The following is a 23,613-nucleotide window of genomic DNA, read 5'->3' as shown; positions in this document are numbered from 1 at the left end:
CATCCAAAAGCCCTGACAATAACGCATTGTCAGGGCTTTTCCTACCGTTCAAACATTTAAAATTTTCTATGAGTTAACTGCGTTCGCGATCCGAATTTCTGTTCCGCATTCCCGCAAGCCCGAATAAACCGAGAAGACCGAGCCATCCCCAACTGCCGACACCTCGATTCGTTGTGGTTGAATTCGTGTGCAGCCTACGGTCTGTGGTGTTCGAAAGCATATCCGGACGATTGCCGTTATAGTTGGTTGTTTCCATCCTTCCTGTATTGATCATTCGATTATTCGTATTCAAGTATTGGCTTCCAGTACTTGTTCCATAGACGCTTACATCATAATTTGGTCCTGTTCCCACCTCGTTTACTTTATAGTTAGAACCGTTGTTCGTTTTCGCGGTTCCCATGCCGTTACCCATTCCACCATTGCCGCCATCCTCTGCCGCTGTATGCGCATAGGCTGGAACAGCCAACATCAAGGACAGGCCTGCGACCAATAAACCGCTTTTGATTTGACTTTTCATAGGGTACCTACCTTTTGAGTATGAATTTTATTCCTTGCGTTAGTGTGTGACATCGCTTCAGGTCTTATACAATCCTAACGAATTGGCCTCCTAGTGCAGGTGAAGCGGGTGTTCATTGTTATAGAACGCCAAACAGAAACATAGGATATAACAATGATTCTCAGTTTCTTTCTCCTTATACAAATGGAGAGCAGGATTTCCGGGGGGTGAGGGAATGTGGGTTAAGCCTGAGTTTGAAGTCATTGAAGTATGCGCCGAAGTTACTGCATATGCGTATCAAAAGTAAGTCATCTAACCATATGCCGGAGCAATCCGGCATCTATTTTTTAGGGGGGAAGAACATGTTCTTGAGGGTGCTGGGATCAGCGGCAGGAGGAGGTTTTCCGCAATGGAACTGTGACTGCCCTAACTGCCACCGTGTCCGGTCGAATGACCGTTCTTTTTACAGCCGAATGCATAATTCCCTGGCTCTGAGCGATAATGGAAACGATTGGTATTTATTTAACGCGACCCCGGATGTGCGTTCGCAGATTGAATCCCATTCCGGGCTTCAGCCGGGTTTAAAGATACGAAATACGCCTGTATTGGGAGTGCTGCTTACCGATGCGGAACTGGATCATACAATCGGATTACTTCAATTGAGAGAATCTGCGGAGATGGAGGTTTACGCGGCTCCACCCGTACTCAATGCCCTTCAAGAGCAATTTCCTATTCGGAAAATGCTCGAACCCTATGCAAAATTTCGATGGTTGGCAGCGAGGCCTGATGAATCTTTGCCACTTTTTGGGGGAAGAGTAATTGTATATCCGTTTTATTTAGGCAGCAAGCCTCCGCGGTACGCTTCCTTACATGAGAATAAGGGTGCTGTGCCATGTTCCCCTTGGGTAATCGGATATCGAATCGTGGATCAAAGTACGGGGGGGACAGCCGTATATGCGCCCGGAGTCGAGCAATGGACGGAAGAGCTGGAACAACAATTGGAACATGCGGATTGCGTTTTTATGGACGGAACCTTTTGGCATGCGGATGAGCTTAAGCGTTTAAACATTTCCGAGCTGGTCGCGGCAGATATGGGACATATCCCTATTTCCGGTCCGGGTGGCAGCCTTGAGCGCTTTGCCAAGATATCCGCAGATCGTAAAATTTATATTCACATCAATAACACCAATCCGATACTTGACGAAGACTCTCAGGAGAATCTTCGCCTCAGGCAGCTGGGCATTGAGGTTAGTTATGACGGTTTGGAATTGGAGGTTTAAATTTGAACGCTTTTTTATTGTCTAACGAAGAATTAACAAAAAGGCTAAGGCAGGTCGGGGAATTACGATATCACGATAAACACCCCTTTCACGTAAGGATGCATGAGGGAAAGTTAAGTCCGGAGCAGCTTCGAGCTTGGGTTGCGAATCGATTTTATTATCAAAAGAACATTCCGGTCAAAGATGCTCTCATACTGTCAAAACTTCCGACGAGGGAAGATCGGCGCAAATGGATTCAGCGTATCATGGACCACGATGGGACAACGGGCAATGAGGGTGGAATCGAAGCCTGGATCCGTCTTGGCGAAGCGGTAGGGATCCCTAGAGAGGAAATGCTGGATGAACGTCATGTGCTGCCGGGCGTTCGTTTCGCGGTGGATGCCTACGTGAACTTCTGCCGCAATCAACCGTGGCTCGTAGCGGTGGCTTCCTCTTTAACGGAAATGTTTGCACCTATTCTCATTTCCCATAGAATCGCGGTGTTTGAACAGCTGTATCCATGGATACAACCGGAGGGGCTGGAGTATTTCCAATCCAGGCTGCACCAGGCACCACGCGATGCGGATCACGGACTTGAGCTCGTACTGCGCGAATGCAAAGATCGCGAGGATCAAGATCAAACCATCGCCGCGCTTCATTTCAAATGCGACGTACTGTGGGCCCTTCTTGATGCGTTAAGCTTGGCATTTCCCAATATGGAGGACGAGCGATGATAAAATGGGAGCTATCGGAGCGGCTCCGGCTGCGCAGCCCGGCTCGGATAAAATTCGACAAAACAAGGCAAACCGATTTGCTTCTTCTTCCTGAACGGGTCGTTCATCTGAACCCTACCGCCGGAGCGATTCTTTGGTTGTGCGATGGAGAGCGGACAGTTTCCCAAATCATTGGGGAACTGGAGACCAAATACAATCAATCGGAACTGAAAACGGATATTCTGGACTTTCTGACACAAGCGACTGACAGAGGGTGGGTGGAAATATGGAAATAAGCATACCCTACGCGCTTACGGCGGAGCTTACACATCGGTGTCCCTTGCACTGTGTATATTGCTCGAATCCGATCGAACTCCAAAAAAGGGAACATGAACTTACGACCCGAGAGTGGATCAATGTCTTGGAAGAAGCAAGCGACATGGGGATTGTACAAGTTCATCTAACGGGCGGGGAGCCGCTTTTGCGGCCTGATATAAACCAGCTTATTGAGCGAGCCCGCGAGTTGGGACTTTTCGTAAATTTAATTACGAGCGGTGTTGGAGTCACGGAAAACCGTATTCGGCAGCTGGCATGTGCAGGGATTGACAGTATTCAATTAAGCATGCAAGCCCCAACGGCTGACCTCGCTGATTCGATCGCAGGCTCCAATGCCCACGAATTCAAAAAAAGAACCGCGAAATGGATACGCGCTGCGGGTCTCCCTTTACATATGAATGTCGTACTGCACAGGCAAAATATACATTTGGTAGAGGATATAATCGAGCTTTGCGTGTCATGGGGAGCGGAGCGGCTCGAACTAGCCAATACCCAGTATTATGGCTGGGCTCTTGTAAACCGCCAGCACTTGCTGCCAACAAGGGAGCAGCTCACAGGCGCTGAAGAGGCTTATGCACGAGCAAAAGAACGCTTTAACAACAAGATCGAACTGATCTGGGTGATCCCGGATTATTATGAGGAGTTCCCCAAACCTTGTATGGGGGGATGGGGGGAAATATCCATGACGGTGACGCCTGATGGAAAAGTACTACCCTGTACCGCGGCATCCGGTATCCAAACGATGACATTCGAATCCGTGAAAGAGAAGAGTTTAAAATGGATTTGGGAGAATTCTGCCTCTTTTCGCGCCTATCGCGGACTTGACTGGATGACAGAGCCCTGCCGAAATTGTGAACACCGTTTTCGGGACTTTGGGGGTTGCCGTTGTCAAGCTTATCTATTGACAGGCGACTCCAGCCAAGCAGATCCGGTATGTAAGTTTTCGCCTCATCATCATCTGGTCACCGAATTCGTCGCCTCCATGAATGAAAAAGACGCTTACCTTTCAGGCTCTGATCCTAATCGGCTTTTGCCCTCATACTCTTATCGCAGCAGGTGAGCAAGTAACCATAAACGGAGGACTTGCCCATGAAAATATTTGATGCCCATTGTGATGTGCTGAGCAAACTATTGGAAGATCCCCGGCTTGATTTTATACAGGAAAAGGATCGGTTGGACGTGACGCTGGAACGCATGCTCGAATCCAATATCGGCTTTCAAAATTTCGCGGTTTATTTACCTGCATCATTTGCCGGAGAATTCCGGCATGTCCTTCAAAGCATCGATCTTTTTTACGAACGAATTATCTCAAACCGGCAAATTCATTTGATCCAAACCCAAGACGATTTAAGGCATGCCCATAACAAAGGCCTAATTGGGGCGCTGTTGTCGCTTGAAGGCGTGGATGCGCTTCAGGGGAACTTAACTTATCTGAGAATTTTATATTATTTGGGCGTTCGGAGTATCGGCATTACGTGGAACTACGCGAATTGGGCTGCGGATGGCGTTCTTGAGCAGCGGCAGGGAGGCTTCACGGCACAAGGATTGAACCTGATCACAGAATGCAACCGGCTGGGCCTGATCCTGGACGTATCGCATCTATCCGAGAAGGCCTTCTGGGAGCTGCTGACACAATCCGATAAGCCGTTTATTGCCTCTCACTCCAATTCCAGCAGAATCTGCCCGAAACTCAGAAATCTGAATGATGAGCAGATTACTTCGATCATCCGAACCGGGGGAGTTATGGGGCTAACCTTTGTCCCGCCTTTCGTGCATGCGGAGGAACCGGTAACGATGGATCGTTTATTGTCTCACATCGATCATATTTGTTCGCTGGGCGGCAGCCGGCATATCGGATTCGGCTCTGATTTCGACGGAATCAAAGAGAAAATCGCCGGCTTGGAACATGCAGGGAAATATCATCAACTGATCGAATTGCTACAGAAGAATTACAGCGAAGAAGATGTGGAACATTTCATCTACAAAAATTGGTATCATTTTTATATGGATCATTTGCCGTCCCCTCATCGTATAGAATAACGTGAATAAAAAAGATAAGGAGCTGGTAATCAATCATCAGCACCTTATCTTTTTTTGTTTATTTATAGAGGATAAAATAAGGGTCTCATCCTATGAATGAGATTCGAGGCTGGTCGTACTTTTGGCTTCAGTGGTTTCGATGGCTTCGGTGCCTACTCTTGCGGACTCTTGCTGTTCGAACATTTTGCCGATCTTCCACCCGATCCCTATGTTCAACACGGCCATTGCCGTAAATAAGACCACGTCCCCCCAAGGCTCCGGAAGAAGCAGGTCTGCCAGTAACCAACCACCGGTCATTGCACCTCCCATGATTGCACCTTTTACGGATGACTTTAAGTAATTTTTCCCCATTTTGCACCCCCCAATCATTTGGTTGAACTGTATTACATGGCTACACCATCACATATACGTTCCCGCCCCTAAACGCAATGATGCTTCATGGAAAGAGGCGATTGCTTACCTTCAGAATCGAGTATATGTTGAGGACAACAATGTTTATGCCAACACACTGCAAGTTTACTTTTGCATAAGATGATGATAATATGTACCAAACCATAAACGCGATGAAGAGAAGAGTAAATGAAACGGATTCCGTACAGAGAGCTCCGGCAGCTGAAAAGGAGCAGGATGAAATTCATCGAACCAAGCCTCTGAGCGGTGCATCGGAACTTTTCGAAAAGGGATGATGCAACAGGAGCTCCTGTTACAGAGCTAGGGTATAAGCAATCAACGTGACTGCCGTACCTGAAGAGGCGGAGATAGTGATAGCTCCGCAAACAGGGGTGGTACCGCGAAAACCAAATCTCGTCCCCAAGACTACAGTCTTGGAGGCGGGATTTTTTTGTTTTTCTAAAATTCACAAATATGTTAAGGAGGTTTCACCCATGAATCATGATCGAGAGAAAGAAGAAGTTACGGATTTTTTAACGAAGATAGTGGAGGATGATGTGCATAACGGGGTATATCACAGACCTGTCGCTACAAGATTTCCTCCCGAGCCTAACGGTTATCTGCATATTGGCAGCGCTTATGCGATACATGTCAATCACTCCATCGCGAATAAATTTAATGGGACATTTAACCTGCGTTTTGATGATACGAATCCTTTAAAAGAGGATATGAAGTATGTGGAAGCCATCAGGGAAGATATCGAATGGCTCGGACATAAACCGCCTGTGTATTTTGGTTCGGATTATTCTGAGTCATATTATGAAGCAGCTAAACAATTGATCTGCAATGGAAAGGCATATGTATGCGATCTGACCCCGGAACAAATGACGGAGTATCGAGGCACGTTAACCGAACCAGGGAAGGATAGTCCGTACCGGAAGCGGTCTGTAGAAGAGAATCTGAACTTGTTTGAACACATGAAAAAAGGGAGTTTTCCGACCTCCTCCAAGGTTTTGCGGGCCAAAATCGACATGTCCTCACCAAACATGAATTTACGTGATCCTGTCCTATACCGAATTATTCATGCTGAGCATTACCGCACGCGAAATGAATGGTGTATTTACCCGATGTATGATTTTGCCCATCCGATACAGGATTGGTTGGAAGGAATTACGCATTCGTTATGCTCGTCAGAATTTAGGGATCATCGTCCCCTGTATGATTGGGTGTTGAGTGAGCTTGAGGTTGTGGAGCCTCCCAAACAAAGAGAATTTGGACGGTTAAATATATCTGGCCTAGTCACGAGCAAAAGGTATCTGAGAGAACTGGTCGAAGGGGGATATGTAGACGGTTGGGACGATCCAAGACTTCCAACATTAAAAGGACTACGTCGAAGAGGAGTCACGCCGGAGGCAATCAAGCTATTTCTGAATGAAATCGGGGTGTTCCGCCAAAATACGGCTGTGGATGCTGCAATGCTGGATCATTTCATCCGGCAGGACCTGAAGGAGCGGGCAGTTAGCGTGATGGCTATCCTGGATCCCATCAAAGTCATCATTTCGAACTATCCGGAAAAACAAACCGAAATGCTGAGCATCAAAAATAATGAAATAAATGAAGTGATGGGCACCAGGGAGATCCCTTTTTCAAGAGAACTATATATTGAAAGAGAAGATTTTATGGAAGTGCCTGTAACCGGGTTTCACCGCTTGTTTCCAGGTTCCGAGGTTCGGCTGAAAGGGGCTTATTTTATAAAATGCGAGCATGTGGTAAAGGACTCGTCTACGGGAGACATCACCGAGCTGCACTGCACCTATGATCCATTGACCAAGAGCGGGTCCGGATTCAATGCGCGAAAGGTTAAGTCGACCATCCATTGGGTTTCGGCTGCGCACGGCGTAACAGCAGAGATCCATTTGTATGATAAGCTTCTGAAGGAAAAGTCCATGATCTTGGAATCCGACAACAAGTGGGAAGATATGATGAATCCGGAATCGTTTGTCAAAGTAGAGGAAGCGATCCTGGAGCCCTGCATGAAAAATGTGGGTTTTGGTGAGACTTATCAATTCATTAGACATGGCTATTATTGTCTGGATACCAGATATACAGCAGAGAACAAACAAGTGTTCAATCGAATTGTTTCTTTAAAAGATTCGTGGAAAAAGGCAAAAGGATAAAAAAAGGCGATCTGCTTCCCATCATGCGGAAGAGATCGCCTTTCTCTGCTTTATTTTTTTTGAACAGTTATAGTCCAGGATGCATCGTCAATCTGTTCGAAATTTGTGACTGCATGGCCTGCTTCAGCAGCCCAGCGTGGTATAGCCTCCGTTGCTTGTGTACAATCGAAATCAATGACAAGCTCATCACCGCTGTCGAGTGTTTCGATCGCTTGCTTTGCCTCAATTAAAGGAAATGGACAAACCATTCCGACGACGGCCAGTTTTTGTTGTTTCATGTGAATTACCTCCTTAGGTTGTCGTTGTGCGAAGTGCCGCACCTTGATTATGTTTAGCCTTGCTCCGTGGGCGGACAAAAACGAAGTAAGATGCTGTCCATGTACCGAGAATCATAAATATCAGAGACACCCAGCCCTGCCAAGTCATCATGGCTGTCATGACCAGACCGTTGCCAATGGAGCAACCTCCGGCCCAGCTGGCGCCAAATCCCATCAAAATACCACCGGAAAAGCTCGAGATGGCTGTCTTCGCATCTGGTGCACGGAACCGGAACTCCCGGCTGCCTTTAGCAGCAATAAAGGAACCAAGGAAAATACCAAGAACGAGGAACATGCCCCAGTTTACATATTTATCACTATCTCCAGTGACCAGGTATTGCAGTATATTCGCAGATGGTGTTGTGATTCCGAGACCGGACATCCGGCCCGTCGCTTCGCTGAGCGGCCAAGCAAGCAGAGCAATCAAACCAACCAGAATGGCTGTGAAGAACGGATGCCAGCGCTTCTCGAACAGCAGATGATTCAAGCCCTTCCGTTTGGCTTTCATGGATGGAATCGCAACTTTCGGCTTACGCAATTGACGGATGACAAGTGCAATTGTAATGATGGATAGGACGGCTATAAACGGCCACACCGAGAGTCCAAAGGTCTCCGGAATAGAATTGACAGGAGCATCGTATTTCTTGATTCCGTCATTCACTGGAACCAAAGCGCCCGATTTCATGATTGCGCTCATTGCCATGTAGCCGAAGAGGGCAATCCAGCTGCCTATAAGACCTTCACCAGCACGGTACCATGTCCCGGTCGCACATCCTCCGGCTAGAATAATGCCAATCCCAAAGATAAAGGATCCAAGAATCGTGGCAATCCAGGGGAAAGCTCCGGCACTGAAATCAATAAGTCCAAAATGAATAAGGGCAAAGACTCCGATGCTTTGAATCGAGATCGCAATCAGTAATGCGTAAAACATCCGATTATCCTTGGTCAGATACATATCCCTGAATCCGCCCGTCAGGCAGAATCGTCCACGCTGCATGACGAAGCCAAGCAAGGCGCCGCATAGCAAGCCTGTTAATATCATGAGAACAGCTCCTTTCAAGTTCTGATATTGTATTTTAAATACTAGTAATTAGCTATGAATTATTGGTATTTCCGATTTTAGCAAATTAAGATGAGATGTCAATGGTCATCACTTCCAGATATGTATGATCCGTGCAGCGACATGGGCAGAATGCAGATCGACTGGCATCTCTCTATTTCTGATATACTCAGATAAGATAACAAAAGAATAATTAGAAGAAATCATATCAGACGGACGTGATCGCTTAATGGGGAAAATGAACAAAACAATCGGATTGCTGGCTCATGTCGATGCGGGAAAAACGACGTTCGCGGAGCAGCTTCTCTATCATACAAACAGCATTCGCAGCCGGGGAAGGGTTGATCACAAGGATGCCTTTCTGGACAGTCATGATCTGGAAAGAGCCCGCGGAATTACGATTTTTGCCGATCAGGCAGTGATGTCCTATGGGAGAACGGATTATTATCTGATCGATACTCCCGGTCATGTCGATTTCTCTGCCGAGATGGAGCGGGCATTGCAGGTGATGGACTATGCCGTCATCATTATCAGCGCAGCAGAAGGAGTCGAAGGACATACCGAGACCGTATGGCAGCTTCTTCAGACATATCGTATACCTGTAATGTTTTTTATCAACAAAATTGACCGGGAGGGAGCTGATGTGGCAGCTGTTTTGGAAGAAATCCGGCTTCAATTGACTCCCGATGCTCTTCTCATTCCCGGCAGTTTAACAGAGAAGCTTGCACAAGATCTGATTGAATTTGTCGCTGAGCGTGATGAAAATCTTTTGAACGCTTATTTGGAAGGGCAAGCTGAAGCGTCAATGGTTACTGAAACGATGGGTTCCTTAATGAAAAGCCGTCTGGTTTTTCCGGTGATGTCCGGCTCAGCCCTTCAGGATCAAGGTATAGACGAATTTCTTGCCAATTTGGAATTGTTGACGGAGACAGCTTATGATACCTCCGGTTCCTTTGCTGCGCGGGTATTTAAAATACGGCATGATCAGCAGGGAGTACGCTTAACCTTTATGAAGGTATTACAGGGCAAGCTGAATATAAGGGATGAACTTACATATGTAGACAACCAGGGGGAGCAAAAGTGTGAGAAGATCACTTCCATACGGGTATACAATGGAGAAAAGCATCTATCCACGGATGAGGCAGCAGCTGGGCAATTGATTGCAGTGACGGGAATATCCGGTGCTTCGGCTTCAGACGGCTTGGGTACACTGCAGGAACAGATACCATTTGAGCTTGTTCCGGCACTCCAATCCAAGGTCATGTACGACCCGTCCATTCCGATTCGTGAAGTGCTCCGCTGTTTTCGGATATTGGATGCGGAGGATCCTTCGCTCGGCGTTATTTGGAATGAGGCTTTGCAGGAGCTTCATATTCACGTGATGGGTAAAATCCAACTGGAGGTACTGGCGCAGGTCGTCCTTGAACGTTTTCATCTCTCTGTTACCTTCGGCAAGCCGGAAATTTTGTATAAAGAGACGATAGCCGATGAGACGATCGGATATGGTCACTTCGAGCCGCTGGGGCATTATGCCGAGGTTCACTTACGGATTGAACCGGGTCCTGAGGGAAGTGGAGTAACATTTGTTAACCACTGTCATCCAGATGATCTGAGCATCGGTTTCCAGAATCAGATCGGACAACATGTGACGGAGAAGGATCATCGTGGTCTGCTAACAGGATCTCCTTTGACGGACATCATCGTGACGCTTTTGACGGGCCGCTCCCATAACAAGCACACAACTGGCGGCGACTTCCGGGAAGCGACCATTCGGGCGCTCAGGCAGGGTCTTGAGAAAGCGGATAATAAGCTGTTGGAGCCGTATTACGCATTTAAGCTGAAAGTCGGATCGGATCATATCGGCAGGGTAATGTCGGATATACAGCAAGCTCAGGGCAGCTTTGAAGCTCCGGAAATCCATGGGGATACAGCGACCTTCAGCGGAGAGGCACCTGTGTCTTCATTCATGGATTATGCCGCGGAGCTGGCTTCGTTCACGAAAGGGAAGGGAGCTTTGACGCTGAGACTGAGCGGCTACAAACCGTGCCGTCCATTCGAGAACATTATTGCCTCCAAAAATTACGATAAAAATGCCGATCCGGAATACACATCCTCTTCCATCTTTTGCTCAAAAGGAAAAGCGTTCAGCGTTGCCTGGCATGAGGCGGAGGATTATATGATCAGGAGCTGAGTGTTCTCTATCTCCGGAGCCTCGGCACATCGAAAGTTTATAGTTATTGGATATCAAGAAAGAGAGCGGTTCACCATCATTTGGTGAACCGCTCTTTTTTAATTTTACCATTTTATCCCGATTTATTGGGCTGTAATCCAGTGAGATGGCCGTGTGAGAGAAGATGGCAGTTTAGTGCTGGCATCGCCTTGGGCTGAATTAATCTGGGCTTGGGTAAGAAAAATGCTTCCGGTGAGATCTGCACCTTTGAGGTCCGCGTCCCGAAGATCTGCTCCAATGAGATCAGTCACTCTCAAATCAGCGCCTCTAAGATCGGCGGCAATTAGATAGGCGCCACGGAAGCTTTGATACCGGAGATCAGCACTTCTCAGCTTGGCCCCGATGAGATCTGCTCCGCGAGACTGGATCTTTTTTGTGTGTCCCAAAGATCCTGTATGTTTACTCCGGGCATCCTCCCTTACAAGCTCGCTTGTCCGAAGGAGAAGAGTATTAATTTCAGCGCGGTATACCGATAAATTGATTTCCAAAAGGGATTCAGGATTCATTTGTGTGAGACGATCTGTCTCTTCAAGTGCTAAACGAAGATCATCAAAGATCGGTCGGGCAGGCTGCAATGTTAATGCTTCTGTCAAATACCATAACAACTCGTGAAGCTGCCACATGATCGGAAACACTCCAAACATTTGCTTCGTAGTTTCTGGAGCTTGGCGCCAGTCACGCCCTTCGTAGGTTACTTGCGAAACCTTCTGTCCCGCGCCGAAGCAGTCATAAACCGTACAACCGCGCATCCCTCGTTGTCTGAGACTGTTGTGTACACTGCAGCGGAAATCCGTTTGCAGGTTTTTGCAGGGGGTCCCTGCAGATTTGTCAAAAGCAAAGTCTGACGAGGATGAAAAGGGAAGAGCAGCACAGCATAGACCGAAGCAGTTTTCACAATCGGCAAGCAGATGGCCTCGATCCTGCGGACGATTTGAATATTCATGAATCCTAGACATAAGTTTGTGAAATCTCCTTTGATTCTTGTCGTCTTATGAATGAATGGGATAGATAGTCTAATTTAAAAATAAAAGTTGGCAGTCTCATAGATACTTTTTTTATATAATCATATTTTACAACAAGTATCTGTAAATCATATACTTTTAATTTTTGCGGGTGAAAATGATATCTAGCCTCAATTAATAATGGTATTGTCGATGACAACCTTACATAGTTCGATAAACAAGTATTTGCCAAATATAGAATAATCTCTTAAACTATCATTAGTACGATCGTTCTATATTCCGATTCCCTATTTATTTTTGCAAGGAATCCGTTTTTGTTTATATGGATTAGAACGAACGTTCAAATTATTCGAAAGTGGTGAATGATATTGAATTGGGTGTACTGGATATTAGGTGGACTAAATGTGTTGATGGGGGGGACGATTGCAGTTATTTTTACAGCTAAAGTAAGAGGTATTGGTGCATTACATCAAACGCTGGAGAAAATGGACGGAGAACAACCGATGGTTTCTGTCATCATTGCCGCAAGGAATGAACAGAAAGCGCTGGAGCGCTGTGTTATATCTTTGACTAACCAAACATATTCGCGGCTGGAGGTAATTGTTGTTAATGATCGCTCTGATGATTCCACAGGCGAGATCATAGCAAGGTTGGCAGGAACTTATTCAAACGTAAAGGGTATTGAAATTAGTGAGCTGCCGGAACAATGGATGGGAAAAAGCCATGCGTTACTCCAGGGAACGAAGCAAGCACAAGGGCAGTGGCTGCTCTTTACGGATGCCGATATCCTTTTTCACCCGCACTGTATAGCCAAGGCGGTTACTTATACTGAGCAGCATGGGCTCGATCACCTTACGATGATACCTGATTTTGAAGGACCTCACGTATTCTCCAAATGGTACGCTGCCTTTATTTTCATGAGTGCTTCATCATTCGGCCAGCTATGGAAGATAAAAGATCCCAAATCACCTCAATCACTGGGAGTGGGGGCATTTAATTTCGTTAAAAGGGATGTGTATGAACAGATTGGAACCCATGCCGAGTTTTCTTACATTACAACAGATGACGCAGCACTTGGGAAAAGAGTCAAACAGGCAGGATACCGCCAGGATGCGATCTATGGAACCCGGATGATAGGCGTCTGGAACTGGTATGAGAGCTTGAGGCAGCTCATTGGAAGTGTCGAGAAATCGGTATTTAGCTATAAGAATGCCATCATCACCACCATATCCTGTCTTCTGACGATGATCTATCCTTGGATTGGCTTGTTTATGGGGCCCGTTTCTGCGAGAATTCTGTGCGCTGTAAGCCTTATATCTGTATTCTGGCTTTACTTTATATATTCAAGGCATTCGGGCAGCGGGTTCTGGTATGGAATAGCGCATCCTATCGTTGGCTTGTTTTTGATTATGGGGGGCTTGCGAGGAGCTTTTAACGCTCAACGTAGTGGAGGCATGACATGGCGGGGTACGATATATGATCGTACGAATCTGAAAGCATGATCAAGGACATCAATGCTGACTTCAAATTGTTGATGAAGGAATTGATGCTTTCGTTACGTATATTAATAATTAGAATTTAGCGTTTGAAGTAACATATTCTGAGGTGATCCCAATAGAAAACCTTTTTGAAACAGAAGAAGGCGTACATATTGATTCTGCTTTTCTCCAATCGCTCATTCAGAGAATGTTAGATTCTGATGAAATGCAGCTAACGTCCTGGAATTGCAAACCGATTGGAATAAGCAAAGAAGAAAGCGCGGTATTCAGAGTCTGCTGCTATCTTTCGAATAATGAAAAAACATCCGCATGTACCCTGATACTTAAGATATTAAAGAAGGATTCGTCAAGAGATCAGGAAAGTCATTACTTTTATTGGAAACGGGAAGCCTTGGTATACCGTTCTGGTATTTTGGATCAATTGCCCCGGGTTATCTGCGCTCCTAAATGCTACGCTGTGACAGAGAAGGATGACGGAAGTCAGTGGGTTTGGCTGGAGGACATTGATTTTGAACCAATGCAGCATGACTGGACATTAACCCACCAACGAAAAACGGCCCGATTGCTTGGATCGTTTAACGGGGCTTATTTGGCAGGGACATCCCTTCCGGCTGAAAATTTTTTATGCCATCACTGGATGCGTTCATGGGTAGAGGCTTGCAGTGCTTATTCCAGGCCTTTTGAGGAGCAACAACAGATATGGGAAGCTAACGGAATGGAATGGATCGGCAGGAATGTCATGTGGACAAGCTATGTAAGCAACCTAACCCGGGTGAACGGTTTCCTGGAGAATTTGGAATTACTGCCCCGCGTTTTCGCTCATCAGGATGTGCATTGGGATAACATATTCATGAAGCAAGAAGACGGCATTACTTCACTGATTGCGATTGACTGGCAGTTCGCTAGTGTCTCTGGAATTGGGGAAGACCTCGGCCGCATGTTCGGGTATGCATTAATGAAAAACAAAATTCCGATCAGCAGTTTAGAGGAATATAAGGAATCATTATTTCAAAGTTATATGCAAGGTTTACGCGAAGCGGGATGGCATGGAGATTCTGAGCTGGTCCGCTTCGGGTTTAACGTGTCGGCGGGGCTCCGGTTCGTGTTGGGCATGGATAAGCTGTTTACCGGTCTTGAAAGAGGTGACATCAACCGAAATGTAGAATTGGGTCATCTTATAGAGGTCATCCAAGCGCTGCTTGGGATGGTTGATGAAGCTTGGAAGCTTATAGAAAAGATTAAGCCTTGAGATTTATTTCTCAAGGTTTTTTTGCGACATGATATGTATGCGGTTACATATTTTAATTTATAAAATTCGCTTGACGGGCAAAGTGTTAACCGTTAATATTACTTAAGTATTTAATGATTAAGTAACTTATTAATTAAAAGGTTATTAAATTAAAGATAATCAATTAGTTTCTCAACGTATTAAAAGATATCGTTTTACAAAGCTAAGGAGGTTTACATATTGGCTAAGAGCGAACTGCTGTTTGAAGTTTCGGCAATGTTCCGTACGTTGTTGAAAAATCTATCGCAGGAATGGAACAAAAAAAGTGCAAAAACCTACTGTCTGACGTTTCCTCAATTTCAAGTCCTATATACGCTGAAATTACGTGGCTCTCTAAAAGTATCTGAACTGGCAGAAGCGTTAGCTTTAACGTCGCCTGCCATTACGAACCTTACAGATAAGCTCATTGCTGCGGGCTATGTACAGAGAGAACGTGCCGAAGAAGACCGTAGAGTCGTGTATACCATGATTACGGAAAAAGGGTATGAAATTATCGCAAAGATTGCAGAGGATCAAAAAGAAATGATTCAAGTGTTTTTCAATATGTTATCGGAGGAAGATATACAGCATTTGAGAAGAATATTCTCATCCATGCTTTTGGATATAGATCATAACGACATATAGAGGTGAAGCAGAAAGAATGGAGCATTTAACACTTAAACGCAAAGTAACGATCATGATCGCGGTCATGGCTGCGATGTTTTTTGCCGCAATCAACCAGACGATTACGAGTACGGCAATGCCGCGGATTATCGCGATTCTTGATGGTATGGACTACTATACATGGACCATTAATATTTATTTGCTGACATCCACGATCGCGACCATCCTGGTCGGTAAGCTGTCAGATATGTTTGGACGTAAGCCTTTTATTCTAATAGGTATATTAATCTTTATGTTAGGGGCGTTCTTGACAGGTACGTCCACAGACGTCTACCAGTTTATTATTTACCGTGGTATACAAGGTATCGGCGCAGGTATCATTCAGTCGACAGCCTTCACAGCAGTTGGTGATTTGTTCCCGCCGCGTGAACGTGGTAAGTGGATGGGGCTTATGACGGCCGTGTTCGGCTTCTCAAGCGTGCTTGGGCCAACACTAGGCGGATATTTGGTCGATCATATTGATTGGCACTGGCTGTTCTGGATCTTCCTGCCGTTGGGTATTGTTGCATTCGTGATGATTATGATGCTGTTTCCTAAGGTTGACCGTAAGCGAGGGCAAAGCATTGACTATCTCGGCTCGCTATTCCTGACAACCACGATTGTTCCGCTGCTGCTTGCATTCTCTTGGGCAGGTACAGAACATCCTTGGGGTTCATGGCAAATTCTTAGTCTTCTTGGGGGTTCAGTCGTATCAGCAATCATTTTCATTATCATTGAAAATTTTGTGAAGGAACCTATCCTTCCGCTGCATTTATTTAAAAACAGCGTTGTAACGATCTCGAATATCATCGGCTTTATCATGAACTTTGGACTCATGGGCGCGATGATTTATATCTCTTTCTATGTACAGGGAGTCTTGGCGATTTCACCGACCTATGCAGGTTATGTAACCCTGCCAATGTCAATCTGTATGGTGGTGACCAGTGCCATTACAGGCCAGTTGATCGCAAAAACGGGTAAATATAAGCGCTTTGCGTTGATCGGAATGCCAATCATGATTGTTGGTATGGCGATTATGATCTTTATGAATAATTTAGGGCTCACAATTGTCAGCCTGGTCGTATTTGGTGTGGGTCTTGGCCTCGGGATGCCGGTCTTCTCCCTGGCTACGCAAAATGCCGTATCCCATAAAGAGCTTGGTGTTGTTACGGCATCCTCTCAGCTGTTCCGTAACCTGGGTGGTACGATCGGTATCGCAGTCATGGGTACTGTTATGTCGAACAGCCTGACCAAGAATTTGAAGGAAGCTTTACAATCGCCTAGTGCACCTGACTTCAGCAAATTGGATCCTCAAGTGGCACAGAATATGCTGTCATTTGCCAATCCGCAGACGTTGATGAACAAACCTCTGGTAGATAAGACGGAAGCAAGCCTGCCGGCAGAAGCGAAAACGCTGTTCATCCAGATGATCGACAGTATCCGTGATGCGCTGGGCAGTACACTTTCCACTGTTTTCTTGACGGGAACGGTTGTATTGGTTGTAGCACTTATACTCGTATTTTTCCTCAAAGAATTGCCGCTTCGTTCATCGAATCAGGCACCAGCACCTGAGGGTTCAAATGGTGATGCTAAAGTGAATCAAGGCAAGACATTAACTGCCGAGTAACATCATAGTTAAGCGTTAAATCATGCCCCGGGCAGCACTGCTGCCTGGGTTTTTTTGTGTTATACACGTAAAAATATAAAGCGAGTGGAAGCATTAGTTGGAACAAAATGGTTGACATTCGAATATGGTATATCTATAATACAATTAACAAAACGTTAAATGTTAAATAAAAACGTGAGGAAATGAGCGAGGTCAAATGTCTAACGAACAAGCGTTAAAGCAGTACGATATTAAGAAATATAAAACCCCAGATGGTTATACTTCAGATATCGCTGTATTTACTATCGTGTCAACGAGAATGGAAGCATTCAAACCGCCTGTTATGGATCTGAAAATTATGCTCATCAAGCGCAGCATGGTGGATAGTGAAGGACGTCCCAATATTGAAGCAGGCAAATGGGCATTGCCGGGAGGGTTTGTTGATCCGAATGAATCCGCTTTTCAATCCGCACAAAGAGAATTAAGAGAAGAGACGGGCGTCGATAACATTCATCTCGAGCATTTTGGAGTATATGATACACCCGGTAGAGATCCAAGAGGTTGGATTATCTCTAATGCTCACTTTGCGATCGTACCGGAACATCAAATAGCGAAACGTGAAGCGAGTGATGATGCCAGTGAAGTGGAGCTCTTTTCGGTTGAAAATGTATTGAATTTCGATCTCGCTTTTGATCATGCACAAATTATCCAGGATGCGATCCATGTGATTCGTCAGAAGTTGCTTGAATCCACAGTCGCCAAACAATTTTTACCCGCAGAATTTACGTACTCGGAGCTGCAAGCCGTTTTGCTAACCGTTACAAGCGAGTCCGCGATTGCCTTGGATGCCGCATTTGCCAGAAAAATCAAGTCATTGCCTTTCATTCAAGAAATAATTGGTAAAAAGACAACGAGAACATCGAAAAAGCCGACGCAGTTATACCGTTTTATAGATTTGGAAGTGAATAACTCAATCTACCACGCAAAAAAGTAATTTTTGATTTTATATCTAACAATCAGTTCAATGTTATGTATATTTGGAGGGATTACTCATGAATACGGATAAGGTAAGAGCGCTGATCAACATTGATTACACGAATGATTTTGTCGCAACCGATGGGGCTTTAACTTGCGGGAAACCTGGTCAAGCGATTGAACAACGGATCGTTGACATCACCAACATGTTTGTAGAGAATCAAGAATTTGTCGTCTTTGCTATCGATCTGCATCGAGCTGGGGATACGCTTCACCCTGAAACCAAACTTTTTCCTCCGCATAATATCGAAAATACTCCAGGGCGCAAACTCTACGGTGGATTGGAAGCCGTGTACCAAAATAACAAAAACAATGCGAATGTTTATTGGATGGACAAAACAAGATACAGTGCATTTACAGGGACTGATCTGGAATTAAAGCTTCGGGCGAGAGGGATTACCGAGCTTCATCTGGTAGGCGTTTGTACAGATATCTGTGTTCTTCACACGGCTGTTGATGCTTATAATAAAGGCTTTGATCTGGTCATACACCAGGATGCGGTAGCCAGTTTTGACCAAGAGGGTCATGCATGGGCATTGCGGCATTTTAAAGGCTCGCTGGGTGCGGAAATTCAATAAGAGGAGGCCTAAGACTATGACAAACCGAACGATTCAAATACCAGAGACTCCCTATGCAGATGACAGTCTCGCACTTCATACGGATAAATACCAGATCAACATGACGCAGGCATATTGGAGAGATCAAATTCATGAGCGCAAGGCTGTTTTCGAAGTCTACTTCAGAAAAATTCCATTTCAGAATGGGTATGCGATTTTTGCGGGATTGGAACGGGTTATCCGTTATCTTCATGAATTTCGTTTTACGGGCAGCGACTTGGCATTTTTAAGAGAAGACGGATATGGTGATGACTACCTTGAATATTTGGCATCGCTTCGGTTTACCGGGACGGTCCGCTCCATGCGAGAAGGGGAATTGGTTTTTGCCAATGAACCGATTATGCGAATTGAAGCTCCACTGGCGGAAGCGCAGCTGATTGAAACAGCCATCCTCAATATCGTAAATTATCAAACCCTTATTGCAACCAAAGCTTCCCGGATTAAGCAGGTCGTCGGTCAGGAGACAACGATGGAGTTTGGCACTCGGCGGGCACAAGAAATGGACGCTGCAATTTGGGGCACGAGAGCTGCTTATCTTGCCGGTTTTGATGCAACATCGAACATGCGGGCAGGTAAACTCTTCGGCATTCCTACTGCGGGGACACATGCCCATGCCATGGTTCAGGCTTACCGGGATGAATATACCGCCTTTCATAAATATGCCGAGTGCCACACGGATTGCGTATTCCTGGTGGATACGTATGACACGCTCCGGTCTGGAGTTCCGACTGCTATTGAAGTTGCCAAAGAATTCGGAAATCAAATAAACTTTAAGGGTATTCGTTTGGATAGCGGAGATCTTGCTTATTTATCTAAAGAAGCAAGAAAAATGCTGGATGAGGCAGGTTTTACAAATGCAAAGATATATGCATCGAATGATCTCGATGAACAGACCATTTTGAACCTGAAAGCGCAGGGGGCCAAAATTGATGTCTGGGGTGTAGGTACGAAACTGATTACAGCGTATGATCAACCTGCTCTGGGTGCTGTCTACAAACTGATTTCCATTGAAACTGAGAATGGAGACATGGTGGATACCATTAAGATCAGTTCGAATCCGGAAAAAATATCAACACCTGGACGAAAAAGAGTGTTCCGCATCATCAATAAGACCAATCGGAAATCGGAAGGAGACTACATTGCTTTAGAAAATGAGGAACCGCAGAACCAAGAATGTCTAAAAATGTTCCATCCGGTTCATACGTATATTGCGAAGTTCGTTACTAATTTTGAAGCCAAAGAACTCCACCATACCATTTTTGAGAACGGTGAATTGGTGTATGCGATACCTGCCTTGCAAGAAATTAAAGCATTTGTGAATGAGAACTTGAATGTGCTGTGGGATGAATATAAAAGATTGATGAATCCGGCTGAATATCCGGTAAACTTAAGCCAAGATTGCTGGGATAACAAAATGAAGCTGATCGCGGAAATACAGCAGAAAGTGAATCAGCGGATTCAAGTATAAGGAGGCCAATATGGCTAAAATCGGAATATACGGTTCATCCTTTGATCCAATTACGAACGTTCATCTCTGGACTGCCAGCACGGTTGCGCACCGCTGCAAGCTGAATCAGGTGATCTTCCTGCCTTGCTCCAGCAAAAGACCTGACAAAAACATGAATATTAGTGACGAGCATCGCTGGAACATGATTTTGATGGCCATCGAGGGCAATGATAAGTTCGTTGCTGACGATTATGAAATGAAGCAGGTTGGGTGGGAAATCGCTACGTATTTAACACTCAAGCATTTCAAAGAAAAATTTCCGGAAGATGAAATTAGCTTTATTATGGGAGCCGATTTACTGCTTGATATTGGCGAAGAGAAATGGAAAAAGTCCCAAGAGCTGATTGAGGAAAATAAGTTTATCGTGATGGCGAGGGATGGTATCAATATGCTCTCTGCCATCAGTAAATCACCTATTTTGCGCAATGCGGATGATGGGCACACATTTCATCTGATCGATAAGGGTTTAGCCATGGAAATCAGTTCAAGTTATATCCGTGATGAGTTTAAAAAAGGGGGAGAACCCCGATATTTGGTACCTGACAGATGCTATGAGTATATTCATACAAATCAATTATATAAGTAACAGGGAGAGTGTGCAGAGATGAATACACAAGAACAAAACATAAAAGCTTTGAATGTAAAGCCAGTCATTCATGCAAAGGAGGAAATCCGCAGCCGTATTGACTTTCTAAAAGCTTATTGCAAAAAAGCAGGTGCGAAAGGCTTTGTATTGGGGATTAGCGGCGGGCAGGACTCTACGCTCGCTGGAAGACTGTCGCAGCTTGCTGCTGAAGAACTGCGGGCGGAGGGCTATGAAGCAACGTTCTATGCGGTTCGTCTGCCTTTTGGTATTCAACGGGATGAAGACGATGCTCAGGAGGCTTTGGCTTTTATTAAGCCGGATGAGGCTTTTGATTTCAATATTGAAAACGCCGTAAATGCATTTGCCCAAACCTACATGGATACGACGAAAGGCAAACTACCTGATTATCATAAGGGCAATGTCAAAGCCAGAATGCGCATGATTGCTCAGTATGCCATTGCAGGGGAACGTCAGTGTTTAGTCGTAGGAACAGACCATGCAGCGGAAGCGTTAACAGGCTTTTTCACAAAATTCGGGGATGGGGGAGCAGATATCATTCCACTTACCGGGCTGACCAAAAGACAAGGACGAGAGCTGCTGCAAGAATTAGATGCCGCTGAGCGGTTATATCTGAAAACTCCAACCGCGGATCTCCTGGATAACAAACCGCAACAAGCGGATGAAACCGAGCTGGGCATGGAGTATAACGTGATTGACGAGTATTTGGTTGGAAATAAAGTGGATCCGGAAGATCAAGCGAATATCGAAAAACGCTTTAGGAACACTCAACATAAACGCGAGCTGCCGGTGACACCATTTGATGAATGGTGGAAATAATCAGCAGATCTAAGAAGGAAGCCAGGTTGCGAGACGCATCCAGGCTTCTTTTTTTATGGGAATTTCACACGGATTAATTGAAATGTTGATATATATCACCAAGTACCTTGCATTGCACAGTACTAGGTGGTATTATAATACCGAAAGGGGCTTACCAATGTGGAAATGTCAGAATGGACTTCTCAGGTTCGCAGAGGAATCTTGGAATATTGTATATTGCAGCTTATTGGCAAGGAGCCCAGATATGGATATGAGCTTGTAACTTTGCTTGATCGCTGGGAACCGCTTGCGATAACGGAAGGTACGTTGTATCCGCTGCTTCGCAGACTGCTTAAAGATAATTATATAGAATCGTTCTGGAAGGAATCAGAGTCTGGACCACCACGGAAGTATTACAGCCTGACATCTTCCGGACGTAACTTGATGGAAATGATGTCGGTGGAATGGAATAAAATCAGCAGTGCAGTAGGGCATATTCAGTTATTTGGAGGAGAAAATTAATGATTAGTTCTTATGGAAGGTCGTATTTGGAGAAGTTAAACCAATATTTAGAGAAAATGCCGGATGCAGAAAGAATGGATGCCGTTATGGAAATTGAAAGCCATATTGCGGAGGGAATCGCGAATGGGCAGCCGGAAACCGTAATTCTGTCACGTCTGGGGGATCCACGAAAGTTAGCTAAGGCATATCGAAGTGAGCACATGGCAGGGCTTAATAATGTGAAATCATTTAAAGATGTTCTGTCTATGATTGGATTTTATTGTACCACGGGCCTGCTTAGCATCATGGTTATACCGATATTGGCTACAGTTGCCTATGGCTTTGGTTTTTCTACAATTTTAATTATCCTTGGAGGCATTCTCCGAACATTCGGAGCCACCTGGATCAGTATGAATCTTGGCCCAGGGATGGAAATACCGGCCGAGTACAGCATGGTGTTTTCGGTTGTGTTAGGAGCTATTGTCGGAGGAATTGCTTATTTCAGCTGGAAAGGTTTAAAGAAATACCTTGCATTCCTGTCTGAGCAGTACAGACGTTCATTGCCCGGCAGCCATAAGGTGGGTTATGAATAGATCGGGGTAGCCTATCTTGTACCCAACAGTATAACAAAGCCTCCTTCATGATTGAAGGAGGCTTTGTCGTAATCTGCGCAAAAGACAGATCAATGGTTGATTATATTACTTCTCCAGGCGGTACCCGCCATGAAAGACAGGACCAACATACTCATTAAATTGATAGCCGTTGCGAATCGCTGCCGATACAAAATCCTTTGCCTTGGCAACGGCTTCACTCACCGGCAATCCGTTTGCCAAACCTCCGGTAATGGCTGCGGCGAAAGTGCAGCCAGCGCCATGATTATAGGCTGGCTCGATTTTGGTTGATTCCAACACAGTGAATTCACTGCCGTCATAGAAAACGTCGATTGCTTTCTCGCCATCCAGAGCTTTACCGCCTTTAACGACGACATTTTTGGCTCCAAGCTCATGAATCCGGCTCGCAGCTTTTTTCATATCTTCAATAGAAGTCAGTTTGCCAAGACCGGAAAGTACGCCAGCCTCAAATAAATTTGGTGTTACCACTGTCGCAAGCGGAAGGAGCAAATCACGAATGGCATCAGCGCTATCCGGATTCAATACTTCATCTTCCCCTTTACAGACCATCACCGGATCTATTACCACATTGTTCTGATGGTTATCCTTGATCGCTTTTTCTGCGACACGGACGATCTCAACACTGCCGAGCATACCCGTTTTCATGGCGTCTACAGGACCGCCAGCGAAAATCGTCTTGAGCTGCTCAGCAACGAGGGCGGCATCCACAGGATAGACATTGTGATGCCAGCTGTTGTCCGGATCCATCGTCACAATGGTAGTTAATGCGCTGAAGCCATAAGTGCCGTACTCTTCAAATGTTTTGAGATCGGCTTGAATGCCTGCGCCCCCGCTAGAGTCGCTTCCGGCAATAGTTAAGGTCTTAATGATTTTAGACACGATCGAATTCCTCTTTTCCTGCAAT

General features: G+C 45.4%; 25 protein-coding genes and 1 other annotated feature. Of the genes, 19 read left to right on the top strand and 6 right to left on the bottom strand.

Translation table 11 applies throughout. The features are described from left to right. Positions 1–73: 73 nt before the first annotated feature. On the bottom strand, positions 74–517 hold the full coding sequence (locus KJS65_RS09430; RefSeq protein WP_213649594.1) for a WGxxGxxG family protein: 444 nt from the start codon (positions 515–517) through the stop codon (positions 74–76). Positions 518–731: 214 nt separating this feature from the next. Here KJS65_RS09430 and pqqA point away from each other — a divergent pair, with 214 nt between their 5' ends. The 6 genes from pqqA to KJS65_RS09400 are packed head-to-tail and all read left to right on the top strand — an operon-like array spanning position 732 to position 4,844. Then, positions 732–803, top strand: coding sequence for a pyrroloquinoline quinone precursor peptide PqqA (gene pqqA, locus KJS65_RS30255; RefSeq protein ID WP_136606915.1), 72 nt, complete (start codon positions 732–734; stop codon positions 801–803). Between the two features lie 55 nt (positions 804–858). Further along, a complete protein-coding gene (gene pqqB, locus KJS65_RS09420; protein ID WP_213649593.1) occupies positions 859–1,776 on the top strand; it encodes a pyrroloquinoline quinone biosynthesis protein PqqB in 918 nt (305 codons plus the stop codon). 2 nt (positions 1,777–1,778) lie between these two features. Continuing rightward, positions 1,779–2,489 carry a pyrroloquinoline-quinone synthase PqqC gene (gene pqqC / locus KJS65_RS09415; protein WP_306432968.1) on the top strand — a complete coding sequence of 237 codons (711 nt, stop codon included), beginning with the start codon at positions 1,779–1,781 and terminating at the stop codon, positions 2,487–2,489. After that, positions 2,486–2,764: a pyrroloquinoline quinone biosynthesis peptide chaperone PqqD gene (gene pqqD, locus KJS65_RS09410; protein WP_213649592.1), complete on the top strand. Its 279-nt coding sequence runs from the start codon at positions 2,486–2,488 to the stop codon at positions 2,762–2,764. Before pqqC ends, pqqD begins: the two co-directional genes overlap by 4 nt. Beyond that, positions 2,755–3,864, top strand: a complete 1,110-nt coding sequence (gene pqqE, locus KJS65_RS09405; RefSeq protein WP_244864454.1) for a pyrroloquinoline quinone biosynthesis protein PqqE — start codon at positions 2,755–2,757, stop codon at positions 3,862–3,864. The genes pqqD and pqqE overlap by 10 nt, the downstream gene beginning before the upstream one ends. Positions 3,865–3,893: 29 nt before the next feature. Further along, positions 3,894–4,844 carry a dipeptidase gene (locus KJS65_RS09400; protein WP_213649591.1) on the top strand — a complete coding sequence of 317 codons (951 nt, stop codon included), beginning with the start codon at positions 3,894–3,896 and terminating at the stop codon, positions 4,842–4,844. Between the two features lie 90 nt (positions 4,845–4,934). Here the strand turns inward: KJS65_RS09400 and KJS65_RS09395 are convergent, their stop codons facing one another. Then, on the bottom strand, positions 4,935–5,141 hold the full coding sequence (locus tag KJS65_RS09395; RefSeq protein ID WP_213649590.1) for a hypothetical protein: 207 nt from the start codon (positions 5,139–5,141) through the stop codon (positions 4,935–4,937). Between the two features lie 257 nt (positions 5,142–5,398). Next, positions 5,399–5,659 (top strand) — a binding site (T-box leader). 69 nt (positions 5,660–5,728) lie between these two features. Between KJS65_RS09395 and KJS65_RS09390 the strand changes: the two genes are divergently transcribed. Beyond that, positions 5,729–7,411, top strand: coding sequence for a glutamine--tRNA ligase/YqeY domain fusion protein (locus tag KJS65_RS09390; protein WP_213649589.1), 1,683 nt, complete (start codon positions 5,729–5,731; stop codon positions 7,409–7,411). A 50-nt stretch (positions 7,412–7,461) separates the two neighbouring features. On the opposite strand, the gene KJS65_RS09385 is transcribed toward KJS65_RS09390, so the two are convergent. Together KJS65_RS09385 and KJS65_RS09380 are read right to left on the bottom strand one after the other, a co-directional pair. Further along, the gene (locus tag KJS65_RS09385; RefSeq protein ID WP_136605211.1) at positions 7,462–7,689 is read right to left on the bottom strand and encodes a sulfurtransferase TusA family protein; all 228 of its coding nucleotides are present in this window, start codon (positions 7,687–7,689) and stop codon (positions 7,462–7,464) included. A 13-nt stretch (positions 7,690–7,702) separates the two neighbouring features. Continuing rightward, positions 7,703–8,770, bottom strand: coding sequence for a YeeE/YedE family protein (locus tag KJS65_RS09380; RefSeq protein ID WP_213649588.1), 1,068 nt, complete (start codon positions 8,768–8,770; stop codon positions 7,703–7,705). A gap of 256 nt (positions 8,771–9,026) precedes the next feature. Here KJS65_RS09380 and KJS65_RS09375 point away from each other — a divergent pair, with 256 nt between their 5' ends. After that, positions 9,027–10,979, top strand: coding sequence for an elongation factor G (locus tag KJS65_RS09375; RefSeq protein ID WP_213649587.1), 1,953 nt, complete (start codon positions 9,027–9,029; stop codon positions 10,977–10,979). Between the two features lie 122 nt (positions 10,980–11,101). Here KJS65_RS09375 and KJS65_RS09370 read toward each other — a convergent pair whose 3' ends face one another. After that, positions 11,102–11,974, bottom strand: coding sequence for a pentapeptide repeat-containing protein (locus KJS65_RS09370; RefSeq protein WP_213649586.1), 873 nt, complete (start codon positions 11,972–11,974; stop codon positions 11,102–11,104). Between the two features lie 416 nt (positions 11,975–12,390). Between KJS65_RS09370 and KJS65_RS09365 the strand changes: the two genes are divergently transcribed. The 11 genes from KJS65_RS09365 (at position 12,391) to KJS65_RS09315 (ending at position 22,670) form a co-directional block, all read left to right on the top strand. After that, positions 12,391–13,482, top strand: a complete 1,092-nt coding sequence (locus KJS65_RS09365; RefSeq protein WP_244864570.1) for a glycosyltransferase family 2 protein — start codon at positions 12,391–12,393, stop codon at positions 13,480–13,482. Between the two features lie 184 nt (positions 13,483–13,666). Next, positions 13,667–14,728 (top strand): phosphotransferase, encoded by a 1,062-nt coding sequence (locus KJS65_RS09360; protein ID WP_306432967.1) that lies wholly within the window; start codon positions 13,667–13,669, stop codon positions 14,726–14,728. A gap of 219 nt (positions 14,729–14,947) precedes the next feature. After that, on the top strand, positions 14,948–15,391 hold the full coding sequence (locus tag KJS65_RS09355) for a MarR family winged helix-turn-helix transcriptional regulator (RefSeq protein ID WP_213649583.1): 444 nt from the start codon (positions 14,948–14,950) through the stop codon (positions 15,389–15,391). Positions 15,392–15,407: 16 nt separating this feature from the next. Further along, entirely contained in the window at positions 15,408–17,036 is a 1,629-nt protein-coding gene (locus KJS65_RS09350) for an MDR family MFS transporter (RefSeq protein ID WP_213649582.1), read from the top strand. A gap of 196 nt (positions 17,037–17,232) precedes the next feature. After that, positions 17,233–18,009, top strand: coding sequence for an NUDIX hydrolase (locus KJS65_RS09345; protein WP_213649581.1), 777 nt, complete (start codon positions 17,233–17,235; stop codon positions 18,007–18,009). 58 nt (positions 18,010–18,067) lie between these two features. After that, positions 18,068–18,628 carry a cysteine hydrolase family protein gene (locus KJS65_RS09340; protein ID WP_213649580.1) on the top strand — a complete coding sequence of 187 codons (561 nt, stop codon included), beginning with the start codon at positions 18,068–18,070 and terminating at the stop codon, positions 18,626–18,628. Positions 18,629–18,644: 16 nt separating this feature from the next. Next, the gene (locus KJS65_RS09335) at positions 18,645–20,135 is read left to right on the top strand and encodes a nicotinate phosphoribosyltransferase (RefSeq protein WP_213649579.1); all 1,491 of its coding nucleotides are present in this window, start codon (positions 18,645–18,647) and stop codon (positions 20,133–20,135) included. Positions 20,136–20,145: 10 nt separating this feature from the next. Next, positions 20,146–20,760 carry a nicotinate (nicotinamide) nucleotide adenylyltransferase gene (gene nadD / locus KJS65_RS09330; protein WP_213649578.1) on the top strand — a complete coding sequence of 205 codons (615 nt, stop codon included), beginning with the start codon at positions 20,146–20,148 and terminating at the stop codon, positions 20,758–20,760. An 18-nt stretch (positions 20,761–20,778) separates the two neighbouring features. Then, positions 20,779–21,597 carry an ammonia-dependent NAD(+) synthetase gene (gene nadE, locus KJS65_RS09325; RefSeq protein ID WP_213649577.1) on the top strand — a complete coding sequence of 273 codons (819 nt, stop codon included), beginning with the start codon at positions 20,779–20,781 and terminating at the stop codon, positions 21,595–21,597. Positions 21,598–21,762: 165 nt separating this feature from the next. Next, on the top strand, positions 21,763–22,098 hold the full coding sequence (locus KJS65_RS09320) for a PadR family transcriptional regulator (RefSeq protein ID WP_244864569.1): 336 nt from the start codon (positions 21,763–21,765) through the stop codon (positions 22,096–22,098). Beyond that, a complete protein-coding gene (locus tag KJS65_RS09315; RefSeq protein ID WP_213649575.1) occupies positions 22,098–22,670 on the top strand; it encodes a DUF1700 domain-containing protein in 573 nt (190 codons plus the stop codon). The genes KJS65_RS09320 and KJS65_RS09315 overlap by 1 nt, the downstream gene beginning before the upstream one ends. Before the next feature lie 105 nt (positions 22,671–22,775). Here KJS65_RS09315 and pdxK read toward each other — a convergent pair whose 3' ends face one another. Next, the gene (gene pdxK, locus KJS65_RS09310) at positions 22,776–23,588 is read right to left on the bottom strand and encodes a pyridoxine/pyridoxal/pyridoxamine kinase (RefSeq protein WP_213649574.1); all 813 of its coding nucleotides are present in this window, start codon (positions 23,586–23,588) and stop codon (positions 22,776–22,778) included. Between the last annotated feature and the right edge of the window lie 25 nt (positions 23,589–23,613).

The sequence above is a fragment of the Paenibacillus sp. J23TS9 genome (genome assembly GCF_018403225.1).
Taxonomy (GTDB): Bacteria; Bacillota; Bacilli; order Paenibacillales; family Paenibacillaceae; genus Paenibacillus_AQ.
The sequence above is the reverse complement of the archived record's forward strand: the minus strand, read 5'-3'. Positions and strand labels throughout refer to the sequence as shown.